This window comes from Actinoplanes derwentensis (assembly GCF_900104725.1).
GTDB classification, from domain to species: Bacteria; Actinomycetota; Actinomycetes; order Mycobacteriales; family Micromonosporaceae; genus Actinoplanes; species Actinoplanes derwentensis.
In genome coordinates this window covers 2944147-2966535 of record NZ_LT629758.1, presented here as the reverse complement: position 1 = coordinate 2966535, position 22389 = coordinate 2944147, and the positions used below count along the sequence as shown (strand labels likewise).

At 71.9% G+C, this 22389-nt stretch carries 13 protein-coding genes; 11 read left to right on the top strand and 2 right to left on the bottom strand.

Going from position 1 to position 22389, the window contains the following annotated elements:
* Nucleotides 1-78 precede the first annotated feature (78 nt).
* The 8 genes from BLU81_RS13430 (at nucleotide 79) to BLU81_RS13395 (ending at nucleotide 18048) form a co-directional block, all read left to right on the top strand.
* Nucleotides 79-945, top strand: a complete 867-nt coding sequence (locus tag BLU81_RS13430) for an SCO6745 family protein (RefSeq protein WP_092544784.1) — start codon at nucleotides 79-81, stop codon at nucleotides 943-945.
* A gap of 454 nt (nucleotides 946-1399) precedes the next feature.
* Complete coding sequence (locus BLU81_RS13425) at nucleotides 1400-8089, top strand: type I polyketide synthase (protein ID WP_231954490.1); 6690 nt, start codon at nucleotides 1400-1402, stop codon at nucleotides 8087-8089.
* A gap of 20 nt (nucleotides 8090-8109) precedes the next feature.
* Nucleotides 8110-13032 carry a type I polyketide synthase gene (locus BLU81_RS13420; protein ID WP_197686222.1) on the top strand — a complete coding sequence of 1641 codons (4923 nt, stop codon included), beginning with the start codon at nucleotides 8110-8112 and terminating at the stop codon, nucleotides 13030-13032.
* Nucleotides 13029-13319: a hypothetical protein gene (locus BLU81_RS13415; RefSeq protein ID WP_092544777.1), complete on the top strand. Its 291-nt coding sequence runs from the start codon at nucleotides 13029-13031 to the stop codon at nucleotides 13317-13319. The genes BLU81_RS13420 and BLU81_RS13415 overlap by 4 nt, the downstream gene beginning before the upstream one ends.
* Before the next feature lies 1 nt (nucleotide 13320).
* On the top strand, nucleotides 13321-14121 hold the full coding sequence (locus BLU81_RS13410) for an alpha/beta fold hydrolase (RefSeq protein ID WP_092544775.1): 801 nt from the start codon (nucleotides 13321-13323) through the stop codon (nucleotides 14119-14121).
* Complete coding sequence (locus tag BLU81_RS13405) at nucleotides 14118-15275, top strand: glycosyltransferase (RefSeq protein WP_092544773.1); 1158 nt, start codon at nucleotides 14118-14120, stop codon at nucleotides 15273-15275. The genes BLU81_RS13410 and BLU81_RS13405 overlap by 4 nt, the downstream gene beginning before the upstream one ends.
* Nucleotides 15269-17092: a class I SAM-dependent methyltransferase gene (locus BLU81_RS13400; RefSeq protein ID WP_197686221.1), complete on the top strand. Its 1824-nt coding sequence runs from the start codon at nucleotides 15269-15271 to the stop codon at nucleotides 17090-17092. The genes BLU81_RS13405 and BLU81_RS13400 overlap by 7 nt, the downstream gene beginning before the upstream one ends.
* On the top strand, nucleotides 17089-18048 hold the full coding sequence (locus BLU81_RS13395; RefSeq protein WP_092544771.1) for a hypothetical protein: 960 nt from the start codon (nucleotides 17089-17091) through the stop codon (nucleotides 18046-18048). The genes BLU81_RS13400 and BLU81_RS13395 overlap by 4 nt, the downstream gene beginning before the upstream one ends.
* A 9-nt stretch (nucleotides 18049-18057) precedes the next feature.
* On the opposite strand, the gene BLU81_RS13390 is transcribed toward BLU81_RS13395, so the two are convergent.
* Complete coding sequence (locus tag BLU81_RS13390; protein ID WP_157751544.1) at nucleotides 18058-19230, bottom strand: EAL domain-containing protein; 1173 nt, start codon at nucleotides 19228-19230, stop codon at nucleotides 18058-18060.
* Between the two features lie 220 nt (nucleotides 19231-19450).
* Here BLU81_RS13390 and BLU81_RS13385 point away from each other — a divergent pair, with 220 nt between their 5' ends.
* Nucleotides 19451-19714: an amino acid--tRNA ligase-related protein gene (locus BLU81_RS13385; protein WP_231954488.1), complete on the top strand. Its 264-nt coding sequence runs from the start codon at nucleotides 19451-19453 to the stop codon at nucleotides 19712-19714.
* Nucleotides 19715-19736: 22 nt separating this feature from the next.
* Here BLU81_RS13385 and BLU81_RS13380 read toward each other — a convergent pair whose 3' ends face one another.
* Nucleotides 19737-20705 carry an aldo/keto reductase gene (locus tag BLU81_RS13380; protein ID WP_092557026.1) on the bottom strand — a complete coding sequence of 323 codons (969 nt, stop codon included), beginning with the start codon at nucleotides 20703-20705 and terminating at the stop codon, nucleotides 19737-19739.
* Nucleotides 20706-20873: 168 nt separating this feature from the next.
* Between BLU81_RS13380 and BLU81_RS13375 the strand changes: the two genes are divergently transcribed.
* Both BLU81_RS13375 and BLU81_RS13370 read left to right on the top strand, forming a co-directional pair.
* Complete coding sequence (locus tag BLU81_RS13375) at nucleotides 20874-21893, top strand: hypothetical protein (RefSeq protein ID WP_092544767.1); 1020 nt, start codon at nucleotides 20874-20876, stop codon at nucleotides 21891-21893.
* Between the two features lie 38 nt (nucleotides 21894-21931).
* Nucleotides 21932-22342 (top strand): cytidine deaminase, encoded by a 411-nt coding sequence (locus tag BLU81_RS13370; protein ID WP_231954486.1) that lies wholly within the window; start codon nucleotides 21932-21934, stop codon nucleotides 22340-22342.
* The last annotated feature ends 47 nt before the right edge of the window (nucleotides 22343-22389 follow it).

Here is a 22389-nt window from a genome sequence, read left to right as displayed (position 1 = left end):
CACCGGGGGGCGGGTGACAGCTCGGCTGCGGCGTGCGAGGCTACCGGTCGGTAATGGTGGCGACGAGAGGCGGCGGGCATGACCGAGGTCCACGAGCAGGCGGCGCGGAATGCCTGGCGGTCGGCGGAACCGTTGCACGGGCTGATCTACTTCGTGCCGGAGGCGCGGGAGCGTTACGCGGCACTGGGTCTCGACGCCACCGAAGGCTACTTCGCGTCCCGGTCGGCGGCGATGGGACCGGTCGGTCCGGGTCCGGTGACGGCCACCTTCTTCAACTTCAACCCGCGACTGGTCGCCCGGGCGCTGCCGGCGGCGTGGGAGCGGACGACGCCGGCGGCCGTGCTGGAGGCCCGGGTGGAGGCGGCCGGTGCCGCGTTGACCCGGCTGCTCGGCGAGGCGGTGGACTCCCCGGAGCTGCGGGAGGCCGCCGACCTGGCCCGGCGTGCCGCCGAGTCGGCCGCGGCGTACCCGCAAGGACGTCCGCTCTTCGCCGCCCACGTCGCCCTGCCGTGGCCGGAGCAGCCGCATCTGGTCCTCTGGCACGCCCAGACGGTTCTGCGAGAGTTCCGCGGTGATGGGCACGTCGCGGCCCTGCTGCTGTCCGGCCTGTCCGGCCTGGAAGCGGTGGTTCTGCACGTCGCGAGCGGTGAGATCCCGCGCCGTTTCCTGCAGCTGAGCCGGGGCTGGAGCGCCGAGGAGTGGGACGCTGCGGTCGCCGGGCTGCGCGAACGCGGGCTGGTCGACGGGGACGAACCGGCGCTGAGCGAGGGTGGACGGGCGTTGCGGGCCTCGATCGAGGAGACCACCGACCGGCTCGCCGCGCCGGCCTACGCGGTGCTCGGTGTGGACGGGTGCACCCGGCTCGCCGAGTTGACCCGGCCGTTGAGCCGGACCGTGGTCAAGGCGGGCGCCCTGAACGTCGACAAGGCGGTAAGCCGGAGCTGACGACCGACGCGGTTCCCGGCGGCGTTCGACCGCCTGGCCGGGGGCCCGCCGGATCCGGTTCCGGGCACGCTCGACCACGATGATGAAGCTCGGCTGACTGTCGACATGCGAGGCTACCCGGCGGTAACGTCGTCGGTGATCGTCCCGGCCGTTTACTGATTGTTAACAGTGCCGTGGGTGGGAAGTTGTGGGCGTTTCCATTGACGAAAGTCGATGATGTACGCCCTTCGTTTGATCTGACACGCTGGCGTAACAGGGCCTTAACCTGGCGTGATCCTAGATTCTTATTGACATATCTCGATGCAATGGCGTTTCCTCGTTGCAGCGGTATGCATCCACGGGGCTCGATCGCTGGTAGCTTTGGAAACGCCTGAAGCTGTACAAATCAGTGAAAAGGTAGATCACCTCTGCGTGACGGAAAGGGCCGACGATGGCAGCCGTACCCCGCAATCTCGTGATTGGCCTGTGTCCCACCGGCGAGCCCAACCCCCGGCTCGTCGCGGCCGTCGCCCGAGGCGGCGGACTCGGCGTCCTGGACCTGGGCCCGGACCGCCGGGCCCTGGAGGAGACCGACCGCCTGGTGCCGGAAGGCTTCGCGGTCCGCCTCGCGAAGTCCGCGGCGCTGACGGCAGATCTGCCGAGTGCGGTCCGGGCCGTCGTCGTGGACGCCCCCGACGGAATGCCCGCCACCGACCTGCCGGTCCTGGTCCAGGTGGTGTCCCTGCAGGAGGCCCGGGCGGCCCGGGAAGCCGGTGCGGCAGGTCTGCTGGCCCGCGGCAGCGAAGCCGGCGGCCGGATCGGCTCCCTCACCGCGTTCGTGCTGCTCCAGACACTGCTGGAGGAGCTGCCGGACCTTCCGGTCTGGGTGGCCGGCGGCATCGGGCCGCACACCGCCGCGGCAGCCGTCGCCGGAGGTGCCGCCGGAGTGGTCCTCGACGGACAGCTCGCCCTGGTCGCCGAGGTGAAACTGCCCTACCGGGTCGCCGCCGCGATCCGGGCGATGGACGGCACCGAGACCACCGTGATCGACGGCCATCGTGTCTACACCCGACCGGACCTGCCGATCGCCACTCTCACCCGGTTCGGGGCCGGAGACCTGAACCGCCAGCTGCTGCCGGTCGGGGCCGAGGCCGCGTTCGCCCGCCCGCTCGCCGAACGCCACCGGTCCGCGGCAGCCGTGGTCCGGGCGGTCGCCGAAGCGGCCCGGGCGGGGGCGGCGACCGCGGCACCCCTGCAGCAGGTGGTGCAGGGCCCGATGACCCGGGTCAGCGACCAGGCCACCTTCGCCGCCGCGGTCGCCGACGGGGCAGGGCTACCGTTCCTGGCCCTGGCCCTGATGGACGGCGACCAGACCGCCCGGCTGCTGGACTCGACCGCCGCTCTGCTCGGCGACCGTCCCTGGGGTGTCGGGCTGCTCGGCTTCTCCCCGCCCGAGATCCGGTCCGCGCAGCTCGCCGCGGTTCTCGCCGTCCGCCCGCCGTACGCGATCATCGCCGGTGGCCGCCCCGACCAGGCCGCGCCGCTCGACGCCGCCGGCATCGTCACGTTCCTGCACGTGCCGTCACCCGGCCTGCTGGACCGGTTCCTCGCCCAGGGCGCCCGCCGGTTCATCTTCGAAGGTTCCGAATGCGGCGGCCACGTCGGCCCGCGCGCCAGCTTCCCGCTCTGGCAGAGCCAGACGGACCGGCTGCTGGAGTTCGGCGAGGACCTCAGCGACGTGCGGGTCCTCTTCGCCGGCGGCATCCACGACGAACGGTCGGCCGCCATGGTGGCCGCCCTCGCCGCCCCGCTCACCAGCCGGGGCGCCACCGTCGGCGTGCTGATGGGCACCGCGTACCTGTTCACCGCCGAGGCGGTCAGCGCCGGGGCGATCGTGCCGCGATTCCAGCAGGTAGCGGTGGAGACCGCCGAGACGGTGCTGCTGGAGACCTCGCCCGGCCACGCCACCCGCTGCGCCCGTACCGGCTATGTCCAGACCTTCGCCCTGGCCCGGCAACGCCTTGCCGAGACCGGATCGGGAGTGCAGGACAGCTGGGCCGAACTGGAACGCCTGAACCTCGGCCGGCTGCGCGTCGCGAGCAAAGGCCTGCGCCGTGAGGACGGAGCCCTGCGGGAGGTCGACGGCGAGATCCAGCACCGCGACGGCATGTACATGCTCGGCGACGTCGCCACCCTGCGCTCCACCACGACCACCATCGGTGAACTGCACCGCCAGGTCACCACCGGGGCGACCGATTTTCTTCTACGACGGGCGAAAGCGCTCGCCCCGGCACCCACGATCGTCCGCGAACCGGAACCACTCGACATCGCCATCGTCGGCATGGCCTGTGTGCTGCCGCAGGCCGAGGACGTCACCCGCTACTGGCATCACACGGTGACCGGCGTCGACGCCATCACCGAGGTCCCGTCCGGGCGGTGGGACATCGGCCGCTACTTCGACCCGGACGCCTACAGCCGGGCCAAACGCGACGCCACCCCGTCCAAGTGGGGTGGATTCATTCCCAGGATCAAATTCGACCCCTTGGCGTACGGGATCCCGCCAGCCTCCCTGGCCAGCATCGAACCGGTGCAGCTGCTCGCCCTGGAGGTGGCCGCCCGGGCCCTCGAGGACGCCGGGTACGCCGACCGCCCGTTCGCCCGCGACCGCGCCTCGGTCATCTTCGGCGCCGAAGCCGGGCACGACCTGGCCACCGCGTACGGCTTCCGTGCCCTGATCCCCGGCTACCTCGGTGAACTCCCGCCGGAACTGGACGAGCACCTGCCCCGGGTGACCGAGGACTCGTTCCCGGGCGTGCTGTCCAACGTGATCGCCGGCCGGATCGCCAACCGCCTCGACCTCGGCGGCGTCAACTACACCGTCGACGCGGCCTGTGCCGCTTCGCTCGCCGCCCTGGACCTGGCCTGCAAGGAACTCACCGCCGGTACCAGCGACCTGGTCCTCTGCGGTGCCGCCGACCTGCACAACGGCATCTACGACTACCTGATGTTCGCCGCGGTCCGGGCCCTGTCACCGTCCGGCCGGTGCGCCACGTTCGGAGCCGAGGCCGACGGTATCGCCCTCGGCGAAGGTGTCGCCTGCGTCGCCTTGAAACGCCTGGCCGACGCGGAACGCGACGGCGACCGGGTGTACGCGGTGGTCAAAGCGGTCGCCGGATCCAGCGACGGCCGGTCCCTCGGACTGACCGCGCCCCGCCCGGAAGGCCAGCGCCTGGCCCTGCAACGGGCCTACGCCACCGCCGGACTGTCGATGGCCGACGTCGGCATGGTCGAAGCACACGGCACCGGCACGGTCGTCGGCGACCGCACCGAGCTGAAAGTGCTGACCGAAGTCTTCACCGAAGCCGGGGCCGCCCCCGGCAGCACCGCGCTCGGCTCGGTCAAATCCCAGGTCGGGCACACCAAGTGCGCCGCCGGACTGGCCGGACTGATCAAGGCCGCGCTCGCGGTGCACACCGGGGTCCGGCCGCCGACCCTGCACCTGGACGCGCCCAACCCGTACTGGGACGGCACGTCCAGCCCGTTCACCTTCGACCGGACCGCCCGCCCGTGGGCCCGCCCGCCGGGTGAGCGGATCGCCGGTGTCAGCGCGTTCGGGTTCGGTGGCACCAACTTCCACGCCGTCGTGTCCGGCTACGACGGCGGTGGCGAACCCGACCACGGCCTCGACGAGTGGCCCGCCGAACTGTTCCTGTTCCGTGGCGTCGACCAAGCGTCCGCCGTCCGGCACCTCGACCGGCTCACCGGGCTGATCACCGCCAACGACGCGGCCGGCCGGCCGTGGCGACTGCGCGACCTGGCGTGGACCCTGGCCGCGGGCGTGGACACCGACCTCCCGGTGCAGGTGGCCGTGGTGGCGTACGACATCGAGGGTTTGATCGCCGCCCTGGCCCCGGCCCGCGCCTTCACCGCCGACGCCCGCCTCGGGGTGTTCGTGGCCGACCCGGACGCCACCGGCCCGGGCCAGGTCGCGTTCCTCTTCCCCGGCCAGGGCAGCCAGCGCCCCGGCATGCTCGCCGACCTGTTCGTGGCGTTCCCCGCACTGCGCGCCGCGATCACCGGACCGGCCGCCGCGTACGCCGACCTGATGTTCCCGCCCACCGCCTTCGACCCTGCCACCGAACAGGCCCAGCGGACCGCCCTCGCCGACACCCGCAACGCACAGCCGGCCCTCGGCATCGCCGACCTGGCGGCCTACCGGCTGCTCACCGGCCTGGGCGTGCACCCCGGCCAGCTGGCCGGGCACAGCTACGGCGAAGTGGTGGCGCTGACCGCCGCCGGTGCCCTCGACCCGGCCGACCTGGTCCCGCTCAGCCGCGCCCGCGCCGAGGCGATCCTCGGCGCGACCGGCGACGACCCCGGCACGATGGCCGCCGTGGCCGCGTCCGCAGAGGACGTCCGGGACGCTCTCTCCGGTCACCCGGACGTCGTCCTGGCCAACCACAACGCCCCCGCCCAGACCGTCATCTCCGGCCCCACCGCCGCCGTCGACGCCGCCCTCACCACCCTGGCGAGCCGCCGGATCGGCGCCAAACGACTGCCGGTGGCCTGCGCGTTCCACAGTCCGGTGGTCGCCGCCGGAGCCGTCACCTTCCTGGCCACGCTCGCCGAACGCACCGTCGGCACCCCCGCCGTCGAAGTGTGGAGCAACACCGACGCGGCGCCCTACCCCACCCAGCCCGGCCGGATCCGGTCGCTGCTCGCCCGCCAGATCGCCGACCCGGTCCGCTTCGCGGAGCAGATCGAGGCGATGTACGCGTCCGGCACGCGCACGTTCGTCGAAGCCGGTCCCGGTGACGTCCTCACCCGGCTGGTCAGCGGCATCCTCGGCGACCGTCCGTACGTCGCCGTCGCCCTCGACCGGGCCGGCGACCCCGGCCTGCCCCGGCTGCTGCGGGTGCTCGCCGAACTAGCCGTCACCGGAGTCCCGGTCGACCCCGAGGCGCTGTTCGCCGGGAGGGACGCGGCAGTCGTCACCGCCGCGTCGGTTCCGGCTCGGCCGGGCTGGACCGTCGACGGCCACATGGTCCGGACCGTCGACGGCTCACCCCTGGCCGGAGGCCTGCGGCCCGCCGCAGTGGTGGTGGCTCCTCGTTCCCCGGAACCGGCCGTCGCTCCGGTGGTCGCCGAACGGGACGCGGCCGTGATGGAGTTCCTGCGCGGTACGCGGGAGCTGGTCGCCACCCAGCGTGAGGTGATGCTCGGGTATCTGGGCACGCCGATGTTGCCGGTCGCCGAGTTTCCCGCACTGGCTCCGGCGATCGAACCAGTGATCAGCAGTATTCCGAGCCCGGTACCGGTCGCCCCTGAGGCGCCTTCGCTGGACGTGCTGGCGCTGGTGGTGGCGACGGTCAGTGAGCGGACGGGGTATCCGCCGGAGATGTTGGATCCGGGTCTGGATCTGGAGGCGGATCTGTCGGTCGACTCGATCAAGCGGACTGAGTTGATCGGTGAGTTGGCTGATCGTCTCGGGTTCGGTGGAGTCGGTGGTCAGGTCGATGAGGCGGTGGTCGAGGAGCTGGCGCGGATCAAGACGATCCGAGGCATCGCCGACTGGATCGAGTCACGTACCGCTCCCTCTTCGCCTGTCGAGACCTCGCCGGGTCTGCAGCGGTTCGCTGTTGAAGTGCGGGAGATCGCCCATCCGGCTCCGGCGTTGTCCGCCGCGTTCACCGGCAGTGGTGTCGCCATCGTCGCCGACGGGCGGGGCATCGGACTGGAACTGGCCGATCTGCTCGACGAACACGGGGCGTCGGCGTCGGTCCACGACACCGGCGCCGAACTGCCCGCCGTGGACGGGCTCGTCTACCTGGCGGGGCTCGGACCCGAACCGGCCCCCGACGTACCCGCCGTCTTCGGCATCCTGCGCCGGGCCGTCCTCGGCGGTGTCCGGAAGCTGATCGTGGTGACCGGTTCGGCCGGGACCTTCGGGCACGGCTGGTCCGGTGATCCCGCCACCGACCCCACCGTCGGTGCCGGACTGCGCGGCCTGATCCGCACGATCGCCCGGGAGTACCCGAACCTGCTGGTCCGGGCGGTCGACATCGACCTCAAGGAAGCGCCCCGCAAGATCGCCCGGCACCTGCTCGACGAACTCGCCAGCCCCGACGGCCCGACCGTCGTCGGTTACACCAACGGCACCCGCACCACACTGCGAGCGGCCGGTCAGCCGACGGCCGGTCCCGCCTCGCGCGGCGGCGGGGTGGGGGAGTCGACGGGCGGTTCGGTGGATGTGGGGGCGGCCTGCCGGGCTGCCGGGATCGGGCCTGAGTCGGTGGTGCTGTTGACCGGAGGAGCGCGCGGGATCACGGCCGCGGTCGCCGACGTGCTCGCCGGAGTCGCGGGATGCCACTTGGAGCTTGCCGGGCGTACCCAGCTGGGGGTGGAAGGCCCGGACCCCGCAGTGATGGCGGCCGACAGCGAACCGGCCCTGCGCCGTCTGCTCGTCGAACGCGGCATGCGGGACCCGGCGGAGATCGGTGCCGCCGCACGCCGTCTCGCCGCCGAGCGGGAGATCCGTCTGACCCTCGACCGGCTGGCCGGCCGGGCCGCGTCGGTGCGGTACACCGCCGTGGACGTCCGCGACGCCGTAGCCGTGTCTCAGCTGGTCAGCGACGTTCGGGCCCGGCATGGACGACTCGACACGATCGTGCACGGCGCCGGACTCTGCGAGGACAGACTGCTGGCCGAGAAGACACCGGACTCGTTCGACCGGGTGTTCGGCACGAAAGTCGACGGCGCACGGGCCGTCGTCCGGTCGGCGCCCCCCGAGTTGGCGCATCTGGTGCTGTTCGGCAGTGTCTCCGGAGTCTTCGGCAACCGTGGTCAGGTCGACTACTCCGCCGCCAACGACGCCCTGGACACCCTGGCCCGGACCTGGCACGGCCGAGTCGCCCGCCGGGTCCTGTCGGTGGACTGGGGGCCGTGGTCGTCCGAAGCCGGCGGCATGATCACCCCGGAACTGGCCCGCGAGTACGCCCGCCGCGGCGTCGACCTGATCGACCCGGCCGAAGGCGTGGCCGCGCTCCTCGCCGAATTGGCCTGGGGCCGGCCTGACCAGTGCCAGATCGGTTTCCTCGCCGGTCCGCTGGGCTCCTTTGACGACGCCGGTTCGCAGGAGTCGCTTGACGACGCCGGGTCCCGATGATCGCGTCGGAGCCTGATGCGGTGGCGATCGTCGGGATGGGCGCGGTCTTTCCCGGAGCCGGTGACGTCGGCGCGTTCTGGCGCAACATCGTGGCCGGAGTGGACGCGACCGGTGAGGTTCCGGTGTCGCGGTGGGATCCGGCGACCTTCTACGACCCGGAGGCCTATCACCGGCCGCCGGTGGCGGACCGGTTCTACTGCCGGCGCGGCGGATTCGTCGACGATGTGGCGTCGTTCGACCCGACCCGGTTCGGCATCATGCCCGCCGTGGTCGCCAGTACCGACCCCGACCAGTTGCTCGCCCTGCGGGCCGCCGCTGAGGCGATCGAGGACGCCGGCGGTGTGGACGCCCTGCCGGACCGGGCCCGGATCGGGGTGATCATCGGCCGGGGCGGTTACCTGACACCCGGCATGGCACGGCTGGACCAGCGGGTACGCACCGTCACCCAACTGTTGTCGACCCTGCGGGAACTGGTGCCCGGCCTGTCCGGCGGCCAACTCGCGAACGTCCGCGAACAGTTCCTGACCGCCCTCGGCCCGGCGAGCCCCGACGCGGCGATCGGCCTGGTACCGAACTTCGCCGCCGCTCGGCTCGCCAACCGGTTCGACCTGCGCGGCCCGTCCTACACGATCGACGCCGCCTGCGCCTCCGGCCTGCTCGCCGTCGACGCGGCAGTCCGGGAACTGACCTCCGGCCGCTGCGACGCCGTCCTCGCCGGGGCGGTGCACGTCTGCCACGACCCCACGCTGTGGAGTGTGTTCACCCAGCTCCGGGCACTGAGCCCGAGCGAACGGATCCGCCCCTTCGACCGCCGCGCCGACGGCACCCTGATGGCCGAGGGCACCGGAGTGGTGGTGCTGAAACGCTACGCCGACGCGATCCGGGCCGGAGACCGTGTCTACGCGGTGGTCCGCGGTGTCGGGGTGGCCAGCGACGGCCGGGCCGCCAGCCTGGTCAGCCCCAGCGCCGACGGTCAGGTCCTGGCCGTGCAGCGCGCGTGGGCGGCGGCCGGCTTGGACCCGGCCACCCCGGATGCGGTGGGTCTCATCGAGGCCCACGGCACCGCCACCCCGGTGGGCGACTCGGTAGAACTGACCACCCTGTCCCGGGTCTTCGGCACCGACGGACCCCCGATCGGCGTAGGCACCGTCAAGTCGATGATCGGCCACGCCATGCCGGCCGCCGGAATGGCCGGCCTGATCAAGGCCGCCCTGGCCGTCCACCACGGCATCCTCCCGCCGACCCTGCACGTCGACGAACCCCACCCGGCTTTCCAGAACACCCGCTGCCGCCCCCAGACCGAAACCACCCCGTGGCCGTCGGACACCCCACGCCGGGCGGGCGTCAACGCGTTCGGGTTCGGCGGCATCAACGCCCACATAGTCCTGGAGGCTGTCGCCTCGTCGGCCGCGATCCCGCCCGCCTCCGTTCCCGCTGGTACCGGTCTTGGCACTGGCTTCGGTGGTGCCGGTGCCGGTGCCGGTGCCGGGGCTTCCGGCGGGGGCGGCAGGAACGCCGTCCGATCGGGAAGTGCCATCGGTGCCGGGAACGCCGGGACGGGCAGCGCCGAGGAGGCGAGCGACGCCGTGGAGACGCTGCTTCTGTTCGCTGCGGACAGCCGGGAGAACCTGTTCGCGCAGCTCGCGGTTACCGACGCCGAGCTCCTTGCCCGGGCAGCCGCCTTCTCGCGTGGTGAGTTCGGGTTCGAATCGCACCCGAGCTCACCACACCAGGCGACGACCGGGTCGGGAGTGTGCCGGTTGGCGATCGTGGCGCCTACCCCGCGCCGGCTCGCGCTGGCCCGCAAAGTCGTCGAGCGGGGGCGGCCGTGGCGGGGGCGGGAGGACATCTGGTTCACCACCGAGCCGCTGCTCGTCGGGGACGGCACTCTGGCGTTCCTGTTTCCCGGGTTCGAGCCGGAGTTCGCCCCTCGGGTCGCTGACGTCGCCCGGCATTTCGGGCTGCCGGGGCCACGCCTCACCGGCGGCGGCGAACTGCATTCCCGCGGTGCTGACGTGGTGGCGGTCGGGCGGTTCCTGGCTGAGGCGCTGGGTGAGCTGGGGGTCGTACCGGATCTGGTGTCCGGTCACAGCCTGGGGGAGTGGACCGCGATGGTGGCGGCCGGCAGCTACCGGGCCGACGCTGTCGACAAGTTCGTGGACTCGCTGCGGCCGGGCACGGTCGCGGTGCCGGAGGTGGACTACGCGGCCGTCGGCTGCGGTGCCGAACGTGCCCTGGCCATCGCCACGGATCAGGTCTCCGAGCACGTCGCGGAACCCCGTGGGCCCGCGGTGGTGATCTCGCACGACAACTGTCCGCATCAGTCGGTGCTGTGCGGGCCGCCGGATGCGATCGCGGCGGGGCTCGAACGGCTTCGCGCCGCCGGGGTTCCCGGGGAGGTGCTGGCGTTCCGGTCCGGCTTCCATACGCCGATGGCCACGCCCTATCTGGCCGAGGTGCGGGCCTCGTTCGAGGTGCTGCCACTGGATCCGCCGCACACGCCGGTGTGGTCGGCGACCACACTCGCGCCCTACCCGGACGAGCCCGGCGAGGTGCGGGAACTGCTCGTTCGTCATCTGCTGGAGCCGGTTCGCTTCCGGCAACTGCTGGAGCGGTTGCACGACACCGGAGTCCGTGGGTTCGTCCAGGTCGGGCCGGGGAGTCTCACCGGATTCGTCGCGGACACCTTGGGACGCCGTGATCATCTGGCGATCGCGGCCCACGTACCGGCGCGGGGTGGTCTTGCGCAGTTGCGGCGGGTGGCGGCAGCGCTCTGGGTGGAGGGGCGTTCGCCCCGGTGGAACCGCCTGCCGACGGCGTCGACAACCGCGATCACCGCGATCGCCGGGAACCGGGCCGCGAACGGCGCTGCGGTCCTCCCGAACGGGGCGGCGATCCGGGCGAACGAGGCCGAGAGCGCGGCGAAACAGTCCTCAGCTACGGCTGGCATCACTGGAGCCTTGTTTCAGCTTGCGCTGGGAGCGCCTGCCGTGCGACTGGCCGGTCTGGTCGAGCCCTTGATCCCGGCGACCTTCTCTGGACAAACCGGGCCCGCTGTCACGTTGCCCCCCACCGACAACCCGGTCCTCGCAGCCCTGGCCGCGACCCTCACCGAAGCCACCGCCGCAGCCCAAGCCGTCACCGAGGCCTGGTCCGTCACTGGCCCGGCTCGCGGCCTGTCGCCGGTGATCCCGGCCCGCGGCCCGGCACCGCAGCCCTCGGCCTCGGCCCACCCGGCACGATCCCCGCTCTCACCGACGGTCCTGCCACGGCAGTCCGTGCCGTCCCGGTCGGCCCTTTCGCGACAGTCCTTGCCGTCACCACCAGCCCTTTCACCGATATTCCCGCCGTCTCCGGCGTCTCCGCCGGTCCTTCCGAGACCGCCTCTGCCGGCCCTTTCAAGGCCGTCCCCGCCAGCCCGGCCGTTGCCGGGTTCGGGTGGTCCCGGACTGGTTCGCACGGTGGAATGTTCGCTGACTGCCATGCCCTGGCTGTCCGATCACAGCCTGATTCCGCAGGCGGACGGCTGGCCGGACCCGTCGGACCGCTTCCCGGTGGTGCCGATGACCGGCCTGCTGGAGATGATGGCCGACGCCGCCCGCGAACTCTCCCCGGACCGCGTCGTCATCGGCTTGGAGCAGGTGCGAGTGCGCCGCTGGCTGGTGGTCGCGCCCCCGACGACCGCCACGATCCGGGCCGTCGCGGAGAGCAGAGACCGGGTCAAGATCACCATTGCCGGGTACGCCTCCGGAACGGTCCTGCTGGCCGCCGCCTACCCGGTGCCTCCGCAGGTGGACGACGGACCACTGCGAGACGAGCGCCCAGCCCCGGTCGACGCCCTCCGGCTCTACGCGGACAACTGGATGTTCCACGGCCCGGAGTTCGCCGGAGTGACCAGCCTGGACACGCTGGCCGCCGACGGTATCCGGGGTGAGTTGACCGCCCGGCCCGCTCCGGGCGCGCTGCTGGACGCGGCCGGCCAGCTGATCGGCCACTGGATGCAGGTCAGCGCCGACGTGGACCAGGTGGTCTTCCCGATCGGTATCGAGACGGTCCGCTGGTTCGGCCCGCCGCCGGAACCGGGGGAACGCCTGCACTGCACCGCCCGGATCACCGAACTGACCGCCGACCGGATGCGAGCCGACGCGCAACTGGTCGGCGGCGACGGCCGGGTCCGGGTGACGATCACCGACTGGGCCACGCACCGGTTCTCCACCGACGACCGCATGTGGCAGCTGAAACAGCATCCGGGCGAGATCGGCGCCGGGGAACCGCAGCCGGACGGCTGGTGCCTGGTCCGGGAACGCTGGCCGGACACGGCCACCCGCGAACTGGTGATGCGCCGCTACCTGGTGGCCGCCGAACGCGCCGAGTACGCCGACCGTACGCCGATGGCCCAGCGCGAGTGGCTTCTGGGCCGGGTGGCCGCCAAGGACGCCGTCCGGGAACTGCTGCGTACCGGGGATCCGCTGTTCCCGTGCCAGATCCGCATCGGCAACGACGCTGACGGCCGCCCCTGGGCGCGCGGTCCGGGCGGCGAACGGTTCCACGTCTCGCTGGCTCACGCCGGCCCGATAGCCGTTGCGGTGGCCTCCGCCGCGGACGGCGTGGGCATCGACGTCGAAGCGGTCGCCGAACGGGACATCGCCGCGGTCGCGCTGACCGAGATGGAGTCGCGGCTGGTCCGCGACGCCGCCCCGGCGGACCGGGCTGAACTCGTGACCCGCCTGTGGACGGCGAAGGAAGCCGCCGCCAAAGCCGCCGGCACCGGGCTCGACGGTGGTCCCCGCCGGTTCGCCGTGACCGGCCTGACCGCGCACGGCTGTGCCGTCGAGAAGGACGGCCGCCGCTGGACGGTCCGGCACCGGGTGATCGAGGGGCCCGGCGGCCGCTACGTCGTGGCCTGGACCACTGAACCGCTGATCCAAGGAGGAACCGCGTGACCGTGCCCGACACCAGCCAGCTCCTTGACGACATCCGGGTGGCCCTCGCTGAGGTGATGGGTGACGAAGTCCTGCTCGCGGTCGAGATCACCGAGGACACCCGGTTCGACGACGACCTCGCCCTGGAGAGCATCGAGTTCGTGGCGCTCGGCGAATATCTGCGGGAGAAGTACGGCGACCGGGTCGACTTCGCCAGGTTCATCGCCGGCATGGAACTCGACGAGATCATGTCGCTGACGGTGGGCCGGTTGGTGCAGTACATCGCCGGCACGTTGGCGACGGTCTGACATGGTCGATGTCGTCGCCCGGGACGTGCGTTTCCACGTGCAGCGGATCAGCCCGCCAGCCGGTGGGGACGGGCCGGTGGTGGTCTTCCTGCACGGCCTGATCCTGGACAACCTGTCCAGCTTCTACTACACGCTCGCCGGTCCGGTGGCCGCGCTCGGCGCCGAGACGATCATGTACGACCTGCGTGGCCACGGGCGTTCGGAACGGCCCCCGGCCGGATACACCGTGGACGACGCCGTCGACGATCTGACCGCGCTGCTCGCCGCACTCGGTGTGGACCGGCCGGTGTATCTGGTCGGCAACAGTTACGGCGGGGTGGTGGCGCTGCGGTTCGCCCTGCGCCACCCGCGGCAGGTGGCCGGGCTGGTGGTGATCGAGGCGCACACCGTCGGCGACGGCGCCGGTGACTGGACCGAGCACATGAGCAACACCCTGACCGTGACCGCGCTCGGCCTGGCCCACGACGACCTCGCCGACCAGCTCAGCAGACTCGGCGACCGGAAACTGGCGCGCGCGGCCCGGCTCGCCGACGACCTGCTCAACGGCACCACCCTGATCGACGACGTGGCAGCGAACCCGGCGCTGCGCGGCCCCGACCTGAAGACGATCGGCTGCCCGGTGCTGGCCGTCTACGGCGAACATTCGGATCTGGCCGACGCCGGCCGGCAACTGGACCGGTACCTGCCGGACTGCACCCTGCACATGATCCCCGGCCAGGCGCACACCGTGCTGCGTGAGGCGACACCCCTGGTCCGGACCCTGGTGCTGGACTGGCTGACCAGGCGGGCGGTGCCGGCATGAGCCGATTCCTGTTCGTCGTCCCGCCGTTGACCGGGCACATCAACCCGACCGTCGCGGTGGCCCGGGAGCTGACCGCCCGCGGCCACCGGGTCGCCTGGGCGGGACGCGCCGGGACGCTGTGCCCGCTGGTCGGTCCGGACGCCGAGGTGCACGACGCGGGTGCCCCGGAACTCGACACGGTGCTGGCCCGATCCCGGGAACGCTGGCTGGGACTGCGGGGCGCCGGCGCTCTCAAGTTCCTGTGGGAGGAGTTCCTCGTACCGCTGGCCAATGCTTCTCGTCCCGGAGTGGAGGCCGCGATCGACGCGTTCGGGCCGGACGTGCTGGTCGCCGATCAGCAGGCGATCGCCGGGGCGCTGGTCGCCGAGCGCCGGGGCCTGACCTGGGCGACCAGTGCGACCACGTCGGGCGAGTTCACCGACCCGTACGCGGCCATGCCCAAGGTCGAGGACTGGATCCGGGAGCGGATGGCGAAACTGTGCCGCGACACCGGCGTCCCCGAGACCGACCTGCGCTTCTCCGGCCACCTGGTGCTCGCCTTCACCTCGGCCGCGCTGATCGGCTCGGCGGACCGGTTCCCCGGCCACTACGCGTTCGTCGGCCCCGCCCTCGGCACCCGTCCGGACCACACCGGCTTCCCCTGGGACGCCCTCGACTCGTCGAAACGACGGGTGCTGGTATCCCTCGGCACGGTCAACGGCGACGCCGGGGCCCGGTTCTTCGCCGCCGTCGTCAGCGCCGCCGAACCCTTGGGCGTTCAGCTGATCGTCGCCGCGCCACCCGGCGTCATCGTTGACCCGCCGCCGTTCGTGCTGGTCCAGCCCTACCTGCCGCAACTGGGCCTGCTGCCGCACGTGGACGCGGTGGTCTGCCATGCCGGCCACAACACGGTGTGCGAGGCGCTCGCGCACGGACTGCCGCTGGTGGTCGCGCCGATCCGCGACGACCAGCCGGTCATCGCCGGTCAGGTGACCGCCGCCGGGGCCGGGGTGCGGGTGCGGTTCGCCCGGTCCGGCGCGGACGAACTGCGGACCGCCCTGCACGCGGTCCTGACCGAACCTGATTATCGCGCCGCCGCCCGCCGGGTGCGGTCGTCGTTCACCGCCGCGGGTGGGGCACCGGCGGCTGCCGATCGTCTGGAGAAGCTGTGTTGACCGTGCTGCCGGCCGTTGCGATCATGGTGGTTCTGGTGCTCGGCGCGTTGCGGGCGCGGGGGCGGCTGGCCGCGCTGCCGGTGCTGCCACCGCCCACCGAAGCGGAGCGGGACGACTTTCAGCTGTTCACCGTGGCCGGAGCCGTTGTCGACGGGCCGACTCGGCAGGCTGCCCACACGTACGCCCGCAATCAGGGTCTCGAAGTTGTTGATCTTGTCCCGGTGGATCTGCCGGTGACCGAGAGCCGAAACCTGGCCCGCGCTGTCGACCCCGGCAGTTATCGCACCGACCGGCTCGCGACGGGACGCGGAGCCGGGCACGCGCTACTGGTAGCGACCGGACTCGCCGAACGGGCCGGCGTCACCGCGTCGACGAACCTCGATCCGGCGGCGATCATCCGGCTCACCGCCCGCCTCAAGAAGTACGCCTCCACCAGCATGGAAGTCGCCGTCGCCCCAGGTCTGCGCGCCGTGGCGGCCGATCCCGCCACCGGCAAGGCGCGACTGCGGGCGGCCGGTGCGATCGTCGCCATGTCACTGACCGGATCCGTGATCGGGTACGCGCTGCTAGCGGCGGCGGTGGCACTGAACCCGCCGTGGGGCCTGGCCGCGCTCGTGGTCTACAGCCTGCAGCCCTACCTGATGCTCGCCGGGACACCGCTGCGCCCCGCCGACCGCAACCGCGCCTGGCTGAGACTGATCACCGAACCGTGGCGCTGGCTGCGCACCGTCCGCGGCACCTGGAGATCCGGTCACGACCGCGCGCGGCAAGCGCTTCACGAGCAGGCCCGGCTGGAGTACGCCGACGAACTGTCCAGCGGCACCGAGCGATTCTTCGAACCGCCCCGCGACGACTGCCCGTGGTGCGAGGGCCGGCAGTTGACCGTCCGGGTCCACACCCGGGACCGGGTCCAGGGCAAACCGGGCCGGTTCACCCTCGTCGAGTGCGACGGCTGCGGGCACGTCTTCCAGAACCCACGTCTCAGCCTCGACGGCCTGGCGTTCTACTACCGCGACGTCTACGACCGGCTCGGCGAGGACAGCACCGAACACGCCTTCGGACTGTCCGTCGCCTCCTACGTGGGCCGCGCCGACCTGGTCAGCCGGCACACCGCCCCGGCGAACTGGCTGGACGTCGGCACCGGCCACGGCCACTTCTGCACGTACGCCCGGCAGGTCTTCCCGGACACCGTCTTCGACGGCCTGGACATCTCCGACTCCATCGACGACGCCCAGCGCCGAGGCTGGGTGACCACCGGCTACCGCGGCCTGTTCCCCGACTTCGCCGAGAAACTCGCCGACAGCTACGACGTCGTCAGCATGCACCACTACCTGGAACACACCCGCGATCCGCGCGCCGAACTCGACGCCGCCGCCAAAGTGGTGAAACCCGGCGGCTACCTGCTGGTCGAAGTCCCCAACCCGGCCACCCGCCTGGCCCGCCTGCTGCGCGGCTACTGGGTCCCCTACTTCCAACCCGAACACCTCAACCTGGTCCCGGTACGGAATCTGACCGCGGCCCTGCACCAGCGCGGCCTCCAGCCGGTCGCCGTGGAACTCGGCCGCGCCCACCAGCCGTGCGACTTCGCCGGCGCGGCCCTGCTCTGGGTGAACAGTCTCTTCCCCGACCCCGACCGCCCGTGGGCACCACGAGGATCGCGGGGCGCCCGGCTAGCCCGGCAGACGGCGTTCGTGGCCGCCGTCCCCCTGCTGGTCGCCGGGAACATCCTGGACCAGTTGCTCGGCGCGGTGATCGCCCGCACCGACGGCGGCAACTGCTACCGGATACTGGCCCAGCGGCCGGAGTCGTCATCGTGACCGACGTGATGTCCCGAGTCGACGCCCCCGCCGAACTGCGCATGGTGCCCTACACGTACCTGCGGATGTTCGGCCGCCAACCCGACGTGCTCAGCGCCGCACCGGGCGGCCTCACCCTGCTCGCCGACCCGTCCGCCGCCCTGGCGGTGACCGTGCCGTGGGGTGCCGCGGTCGCCGGTTCCGCCCGCGACGACGGCGTCCTGGAACTACGCTCCCGCAACCGCCCCACCGAAGGCCTGACTCTCCGCCCGGACCGGTGGACCACCTCGGACGCGCCGTCCTGGGCGCGTCCCGCGATCCGGGTGGCGACCCGGCTGCGCGCGGCGGGCCTCGGCATCGGCGGCGCCACCCTGGTCGTGCACACCGGCCTGCCCGACTCCCTGGCGATCCCGACGGCTGCCGCCACGACAGCGGCGACGACGTCCGCGTTCATCGAGTTGTACCAGCTACCCCGGCCCGCCGCGATGGCCGCCGTGGCCTCGTCGATCATCGTCGCGGACCGGGCCGCCGACCTGGCCGCCCTGACCGCCCGCCCCGGCGAGGCGGTCCTGGCCCGTGCGGACACCACCGCCGACCGCCTACCGTGCGACCTGCCCTCCCACGGCCTGCGCCTGCTCGTCGTCGAACCGGGAACCCCCACCGGCCAGCAACCCGGCCCGGACCCGGAAACCCCGGACGGCGTCGCCGAACAAGCTGCCACGGCCCTCCGCGACGGCCACCCTGCCCTGCTCGGCCCCTTGATGACCGCGGCGGCCCCGGCTCTCACCGCCGCCTCGGTCGCGGCGACCGCCGCCGGTGCCCTCGGTGCCGTAACCATCGGCACCCCGGCCCGGCCGGCGCTCTGCCTCCTGCTTCACGCCACCGACCTGGCCCGCGTCCGCGCCGCGATCCGCACCGCCCTGCCCACCACCCACCGCCCCCGTTTCCTGACCGCTACCCCCACCGGCGCGGCCTAGCGAGCGGCCTCACCCGCGATCAGCGAGCAGGATGCGGGCCACCTCCGCCACGGCGGGTAGCTGGTCCAGGTGCCGGGCCTCATGGTCCGGGCGGGAGCGGACACACAGCCCGGCCCCGTAACCGGCGCCCAGGATCGCGACGGCGAACTCGTCCGGGACCGGCCGATCCTTGATGATCACCGACCGGGCCCGGCCCAGCAGCGTGTGCAGGGACACCGGGACGTCCGGGCAGGTGCTGTCGGGTTCACTGGCGAACACGATGACGTCGGGGTCGCGGGCCAGTACGTCGTGCAACCGTTCGATCGCCGTGGCGACGGAATCCGCGGTGGCCGGTACGGCGGGCGCATGCCTGTCGGTGGCCTCGAACGGGGACCGCAGCCGTTCGTGGAACGTCGTGTACGGAAGGGGGAGTGCGTCCGCCGCCTCCGGGTCGTACCGATGACCGGCTGTGTCGATCGGGCCGGGACGGCCGAAATGCCATCCCTGCCCCCAATGGGCGCCCAGGTCCCGGGCGACCGCCAAGTCCTGGGCCGTCTCGATACCTTCGGCGATCACCAGCGCCCCGGTACGGGCGGCCTGCGCCCGCACCACCGCACTGACCTGGCGGGTCAGTGCGGCCTTCGGGTCCCGGATCAGGCTCATGTCCAGCTTTATCACCTCGGGTTCCAGGATCGGCAGGAACGCCAGCGACATCGGGTCGACACCGACGTCGTCGAGGGCCACCACGTGCCCGAACGCCCGGGTGAGCCCGGCCAGGCGCAGCATGCTCCCCGGTACCGTCGGCAGGGCCCGCTCGGTGAATTCGAGAACCTCCCGGAACGGCAGCCCGGCGATCACGAGTTCGGCGATCCGGGCCGAGAGCGGCTGGTCGAGCACGGCGGGTTCGGCGTTGACGAACAGCAGCGGCGGCGGCCGCTCCGCGGCGACGGCACATTCCAGCGCCCGTTCGGCGCACAACTGATCGAGGTCTCCCAGGCGGCCGGCCGCGCGGGCGGCGTCGAACATCCGGTCCGGGAACTCCAGCGACTGCCCGGCCGGCCCACGGGCCAGCGCTTCCAGACCCACCACACCACCGGTGGTCAGGTCCACGATCGGCTGGAACAGCGGCTGCACCAGCCGCCGGGCAATCACCTCGCCGATCGTGGTCTCCGCCGCCTGCTGTGCCGGATGTGTGACGGGCATCGGGCTCCTCACCTCTGTGTTGCCGCGCCTCATCGGCGGGCGGTGCGCCTTCTTGTCGCCGCGCCTCATCGGCGGGCGGTGCGGCGACCTGAGATGACGGAACTGGCTAACGTGACCCTCGTGGTCAACCATCGATTCGCCGTCTGGCCCGGCCGGGTCGTCACCCTCGCCGGGATCTGGGTGGTGCTGAGCTTCCCGTTGCGCGGTTTCTCCTGGAGAGTTGGTCCTCGACCGGAACGACGCGCTGGTCGAGAAGCAGACCAAACGCCTCACCGCCCAGTCCCTGAAAGCGGCAGCCGTCGATCCCGAGGCGATGAGCGTCGACGAGGCGTTCCTGTCCGCCCTGGAGTTCGCGATGCCCCCGACCGGCGGCCTGGGCCTGGGCGTGGACCGCATCGTCATGTTGCTGACCGGCACCCCGATCCGAGCCACCCTCGCTTTCCCGTTCCATCGGCCGGCCGCCGGCTCATCCGGCGGGCAGTGAGTCAGCCCGATCACGCCGACGTTCACCACCAGTAGTTGTCCTGCGGCTGGTAGGGGGCCTCCAGTTCGGCGATCTCATCCTCGGTGAGGTCGAGCGCGAGAGAGGCCACCGCGTCGTTCAGATGGTGCGGCTTGGTGGCGCCCACTATCGGGCAGGAGACCACCGGCTTGGACAGCACCCAGGCCAGCGCCACCTGGGCCATCGCGACGCCGCGGCCCTCGGCGACTTTCTGGATCGCGTTCACCACCGGTTCGTCGGCGTCACGGTCGAACGCCTTGGCGACGTCGTCCGATGACGACCGTCCGGTCTGCAGGCCCCAGGGCCGGGTGGCCCGGCCCTTGGCCAGCGGCGAGTACGGGGTCAGACCGACGCCCTGGTCGAGACACATCGGGATCGTCTCCCGTTCCTCCTCGCGTTTGAGCACGTTGTACTGGTCCTGCATCGCCGAGAACGTGGTCCACCCGTTCATCGCGGCCGTGTGCTGCAGTTTCGCGAACTGCCACGCCCACATCGACGACGCGCCGAGATAGCGCACCTTACCTGCCCTGACCAGGTCGTCGAGGGCCCGCATGGTCTCCTCGACCGGAGTCCCCGGGTCGAAGCGGTGGATGTAGTAGACGTCGATGTAGTCGGTGCCCAGCCGTCGCAGCGAGGCGTCGGCCTGCTCGAGGACGGCCTTGCGGGACAGACCGCTGCCACCAGGACCGTCGTGCATCATCCCGCTGACCTTGGTGGCCAGCACGATGTCCTCCCGGCGGGAGAACCGGTTGATCGCCCGCCCGACGAACTCCTCCGAAGTGCCGGCCTGGTAGACGTTCGCGGTGTCCCAGAACGTCACCCCCAGCTCGACGGCCTGCCGAAAGAACGGCGCGGCGGCATCCTCATCGAGGGTCCACTGATGCATGCCGGCCGCGGCATCGCCGTAGCTCATGCATCCCAACCCGAGACGGCTCACCTTCAGCCCGGTCCGGCCCAGTCGTGTGAACTCCACCGCGATACCTCCCAGAATCAGCGGGTGCGCCGTCACCACGCCCGCCCAGCCTCGCACGTGGGACGGGACGCCACCCGGTACACCCGGCCGGAGATGCCGCAGCGCCTTAGGGTCGGCTTAACCTTGGCCTAACCGACCGTTACCGGTCCGGCCGCGATAGTTCCCGGCATGCGATCACTGCGCTCGAAGCACCTGGCGGCCCTGGCCGTTCTCACAGCCGCCGTCCCCCTGGCCGCGATCATCGGGCCGACCGCCGCCGTCGCGGCCAGTTCCAAGTTCTGTGACGGCGGCAGTTACACCGTGCTGGGCAAGACCGGCACCAAGGACCGGTTCCGTGGCACCGTCGCCGCCCCGGCCGGGCGCTTCACCGTTCAGGGCAAGTACACCCGCTTCGACATCGACCCGGCCACCTTCGCGATCTACGACTACGCGTTCACCGGCGCCGCCAACGTCGGCGACATGACCGGGCGCAAACCGGCCGCCGTTTACGCGAGCAAGGTTCCCGACCACCGGGGATTGGCCCTGACCAGCACGATCAGCCTGGAACTGCGCGATGAGGGCTTGACCGTCTCGCGTACCGGCGCCAATGGTCTGAGCATGAAGATCCAGGCCAAGGACTGCGCTCAGGGCGGCATCTTCCAGATGGAACCGTCTCGGGGCGACGGCACCCGCACCCGGATCGTGCACACGCTCGCCGACACCACCTTCTACTACGACAACCCGCAGTTCCGGGCCAGGCTCGGCGCGTGGCTCGGCTCCGCCTGCACCTCCGAACAGACCGGACCGGCAAGCACTTTCTGTGTACGGGTGAGCCCGCGCGTCAACATCGGCAGCACCGTCGCTCCCGCGCTGGTGCTGCGGGACAGCCCGCAGGTCGGCACCCGCATCCCGCAGGCGTCGTGCGGCCCCGACTTCACCAACCCGCTCGGCCTGACCGAGACCAAGGACCAGTGCGGCGCGACGAGTATCTGGGACGTGGCCAGCGGCGGCCGGATGGGCATGGTCACCGGTGAGGACGCCACCGAGGTCGCCAACCCGCCGACCACCTGCACCACCGACTGCCAGGCCGAGAACGGCGTCAACGGCCGCCTGGCCACCCTGGGCTTTCCGGCGGTCGTCGCCCCGGCCAGCCGTCTCACCCCGCGCACCTCCACCGAGGGCCTGACCGCGCCGCTGACCGCGCCCTGATGATCTTCAGTGCTGGGCGTGCGGGATAAATTCGTCCGGTGATCACCGAAGAGTTGTGGCAGACCCTGCGGGCCCGGGCCCGCGAGGCGATGACCAAGGCATACGCCCCGTACAGTCGTTTTCCGGTCGGGGTGGCGGCCCTGGTCGACGACGGCCGGATCGTCACCGGCGCCAACGTCGAGAACGCGTCGTACGGCCTGGGCCTCTGCGCCGAATGCACCCTCGTCTCCGACCTGACGATGACCGGCGGCGGAAAGTTGGTGGCGTTCGCCTGCGTCGACGGCGACGGCAACGCCCTGATGCCGTGCGGCCGCTGCCGTCAGCTGCTCTACGAACACTCCGCCGAGGGCATGCTTCTGGACACCGTGAGCGGCATCAAGACCATCGACGAGGTCCTGCCGGACGCCTTCGGGCCCCGCACCCTGCAGGCGTACCAGGACAGTCACTGAGATTGAATGCGCCCGGTCCCGGCCGGGACCGGGCGCATTCAATCCGG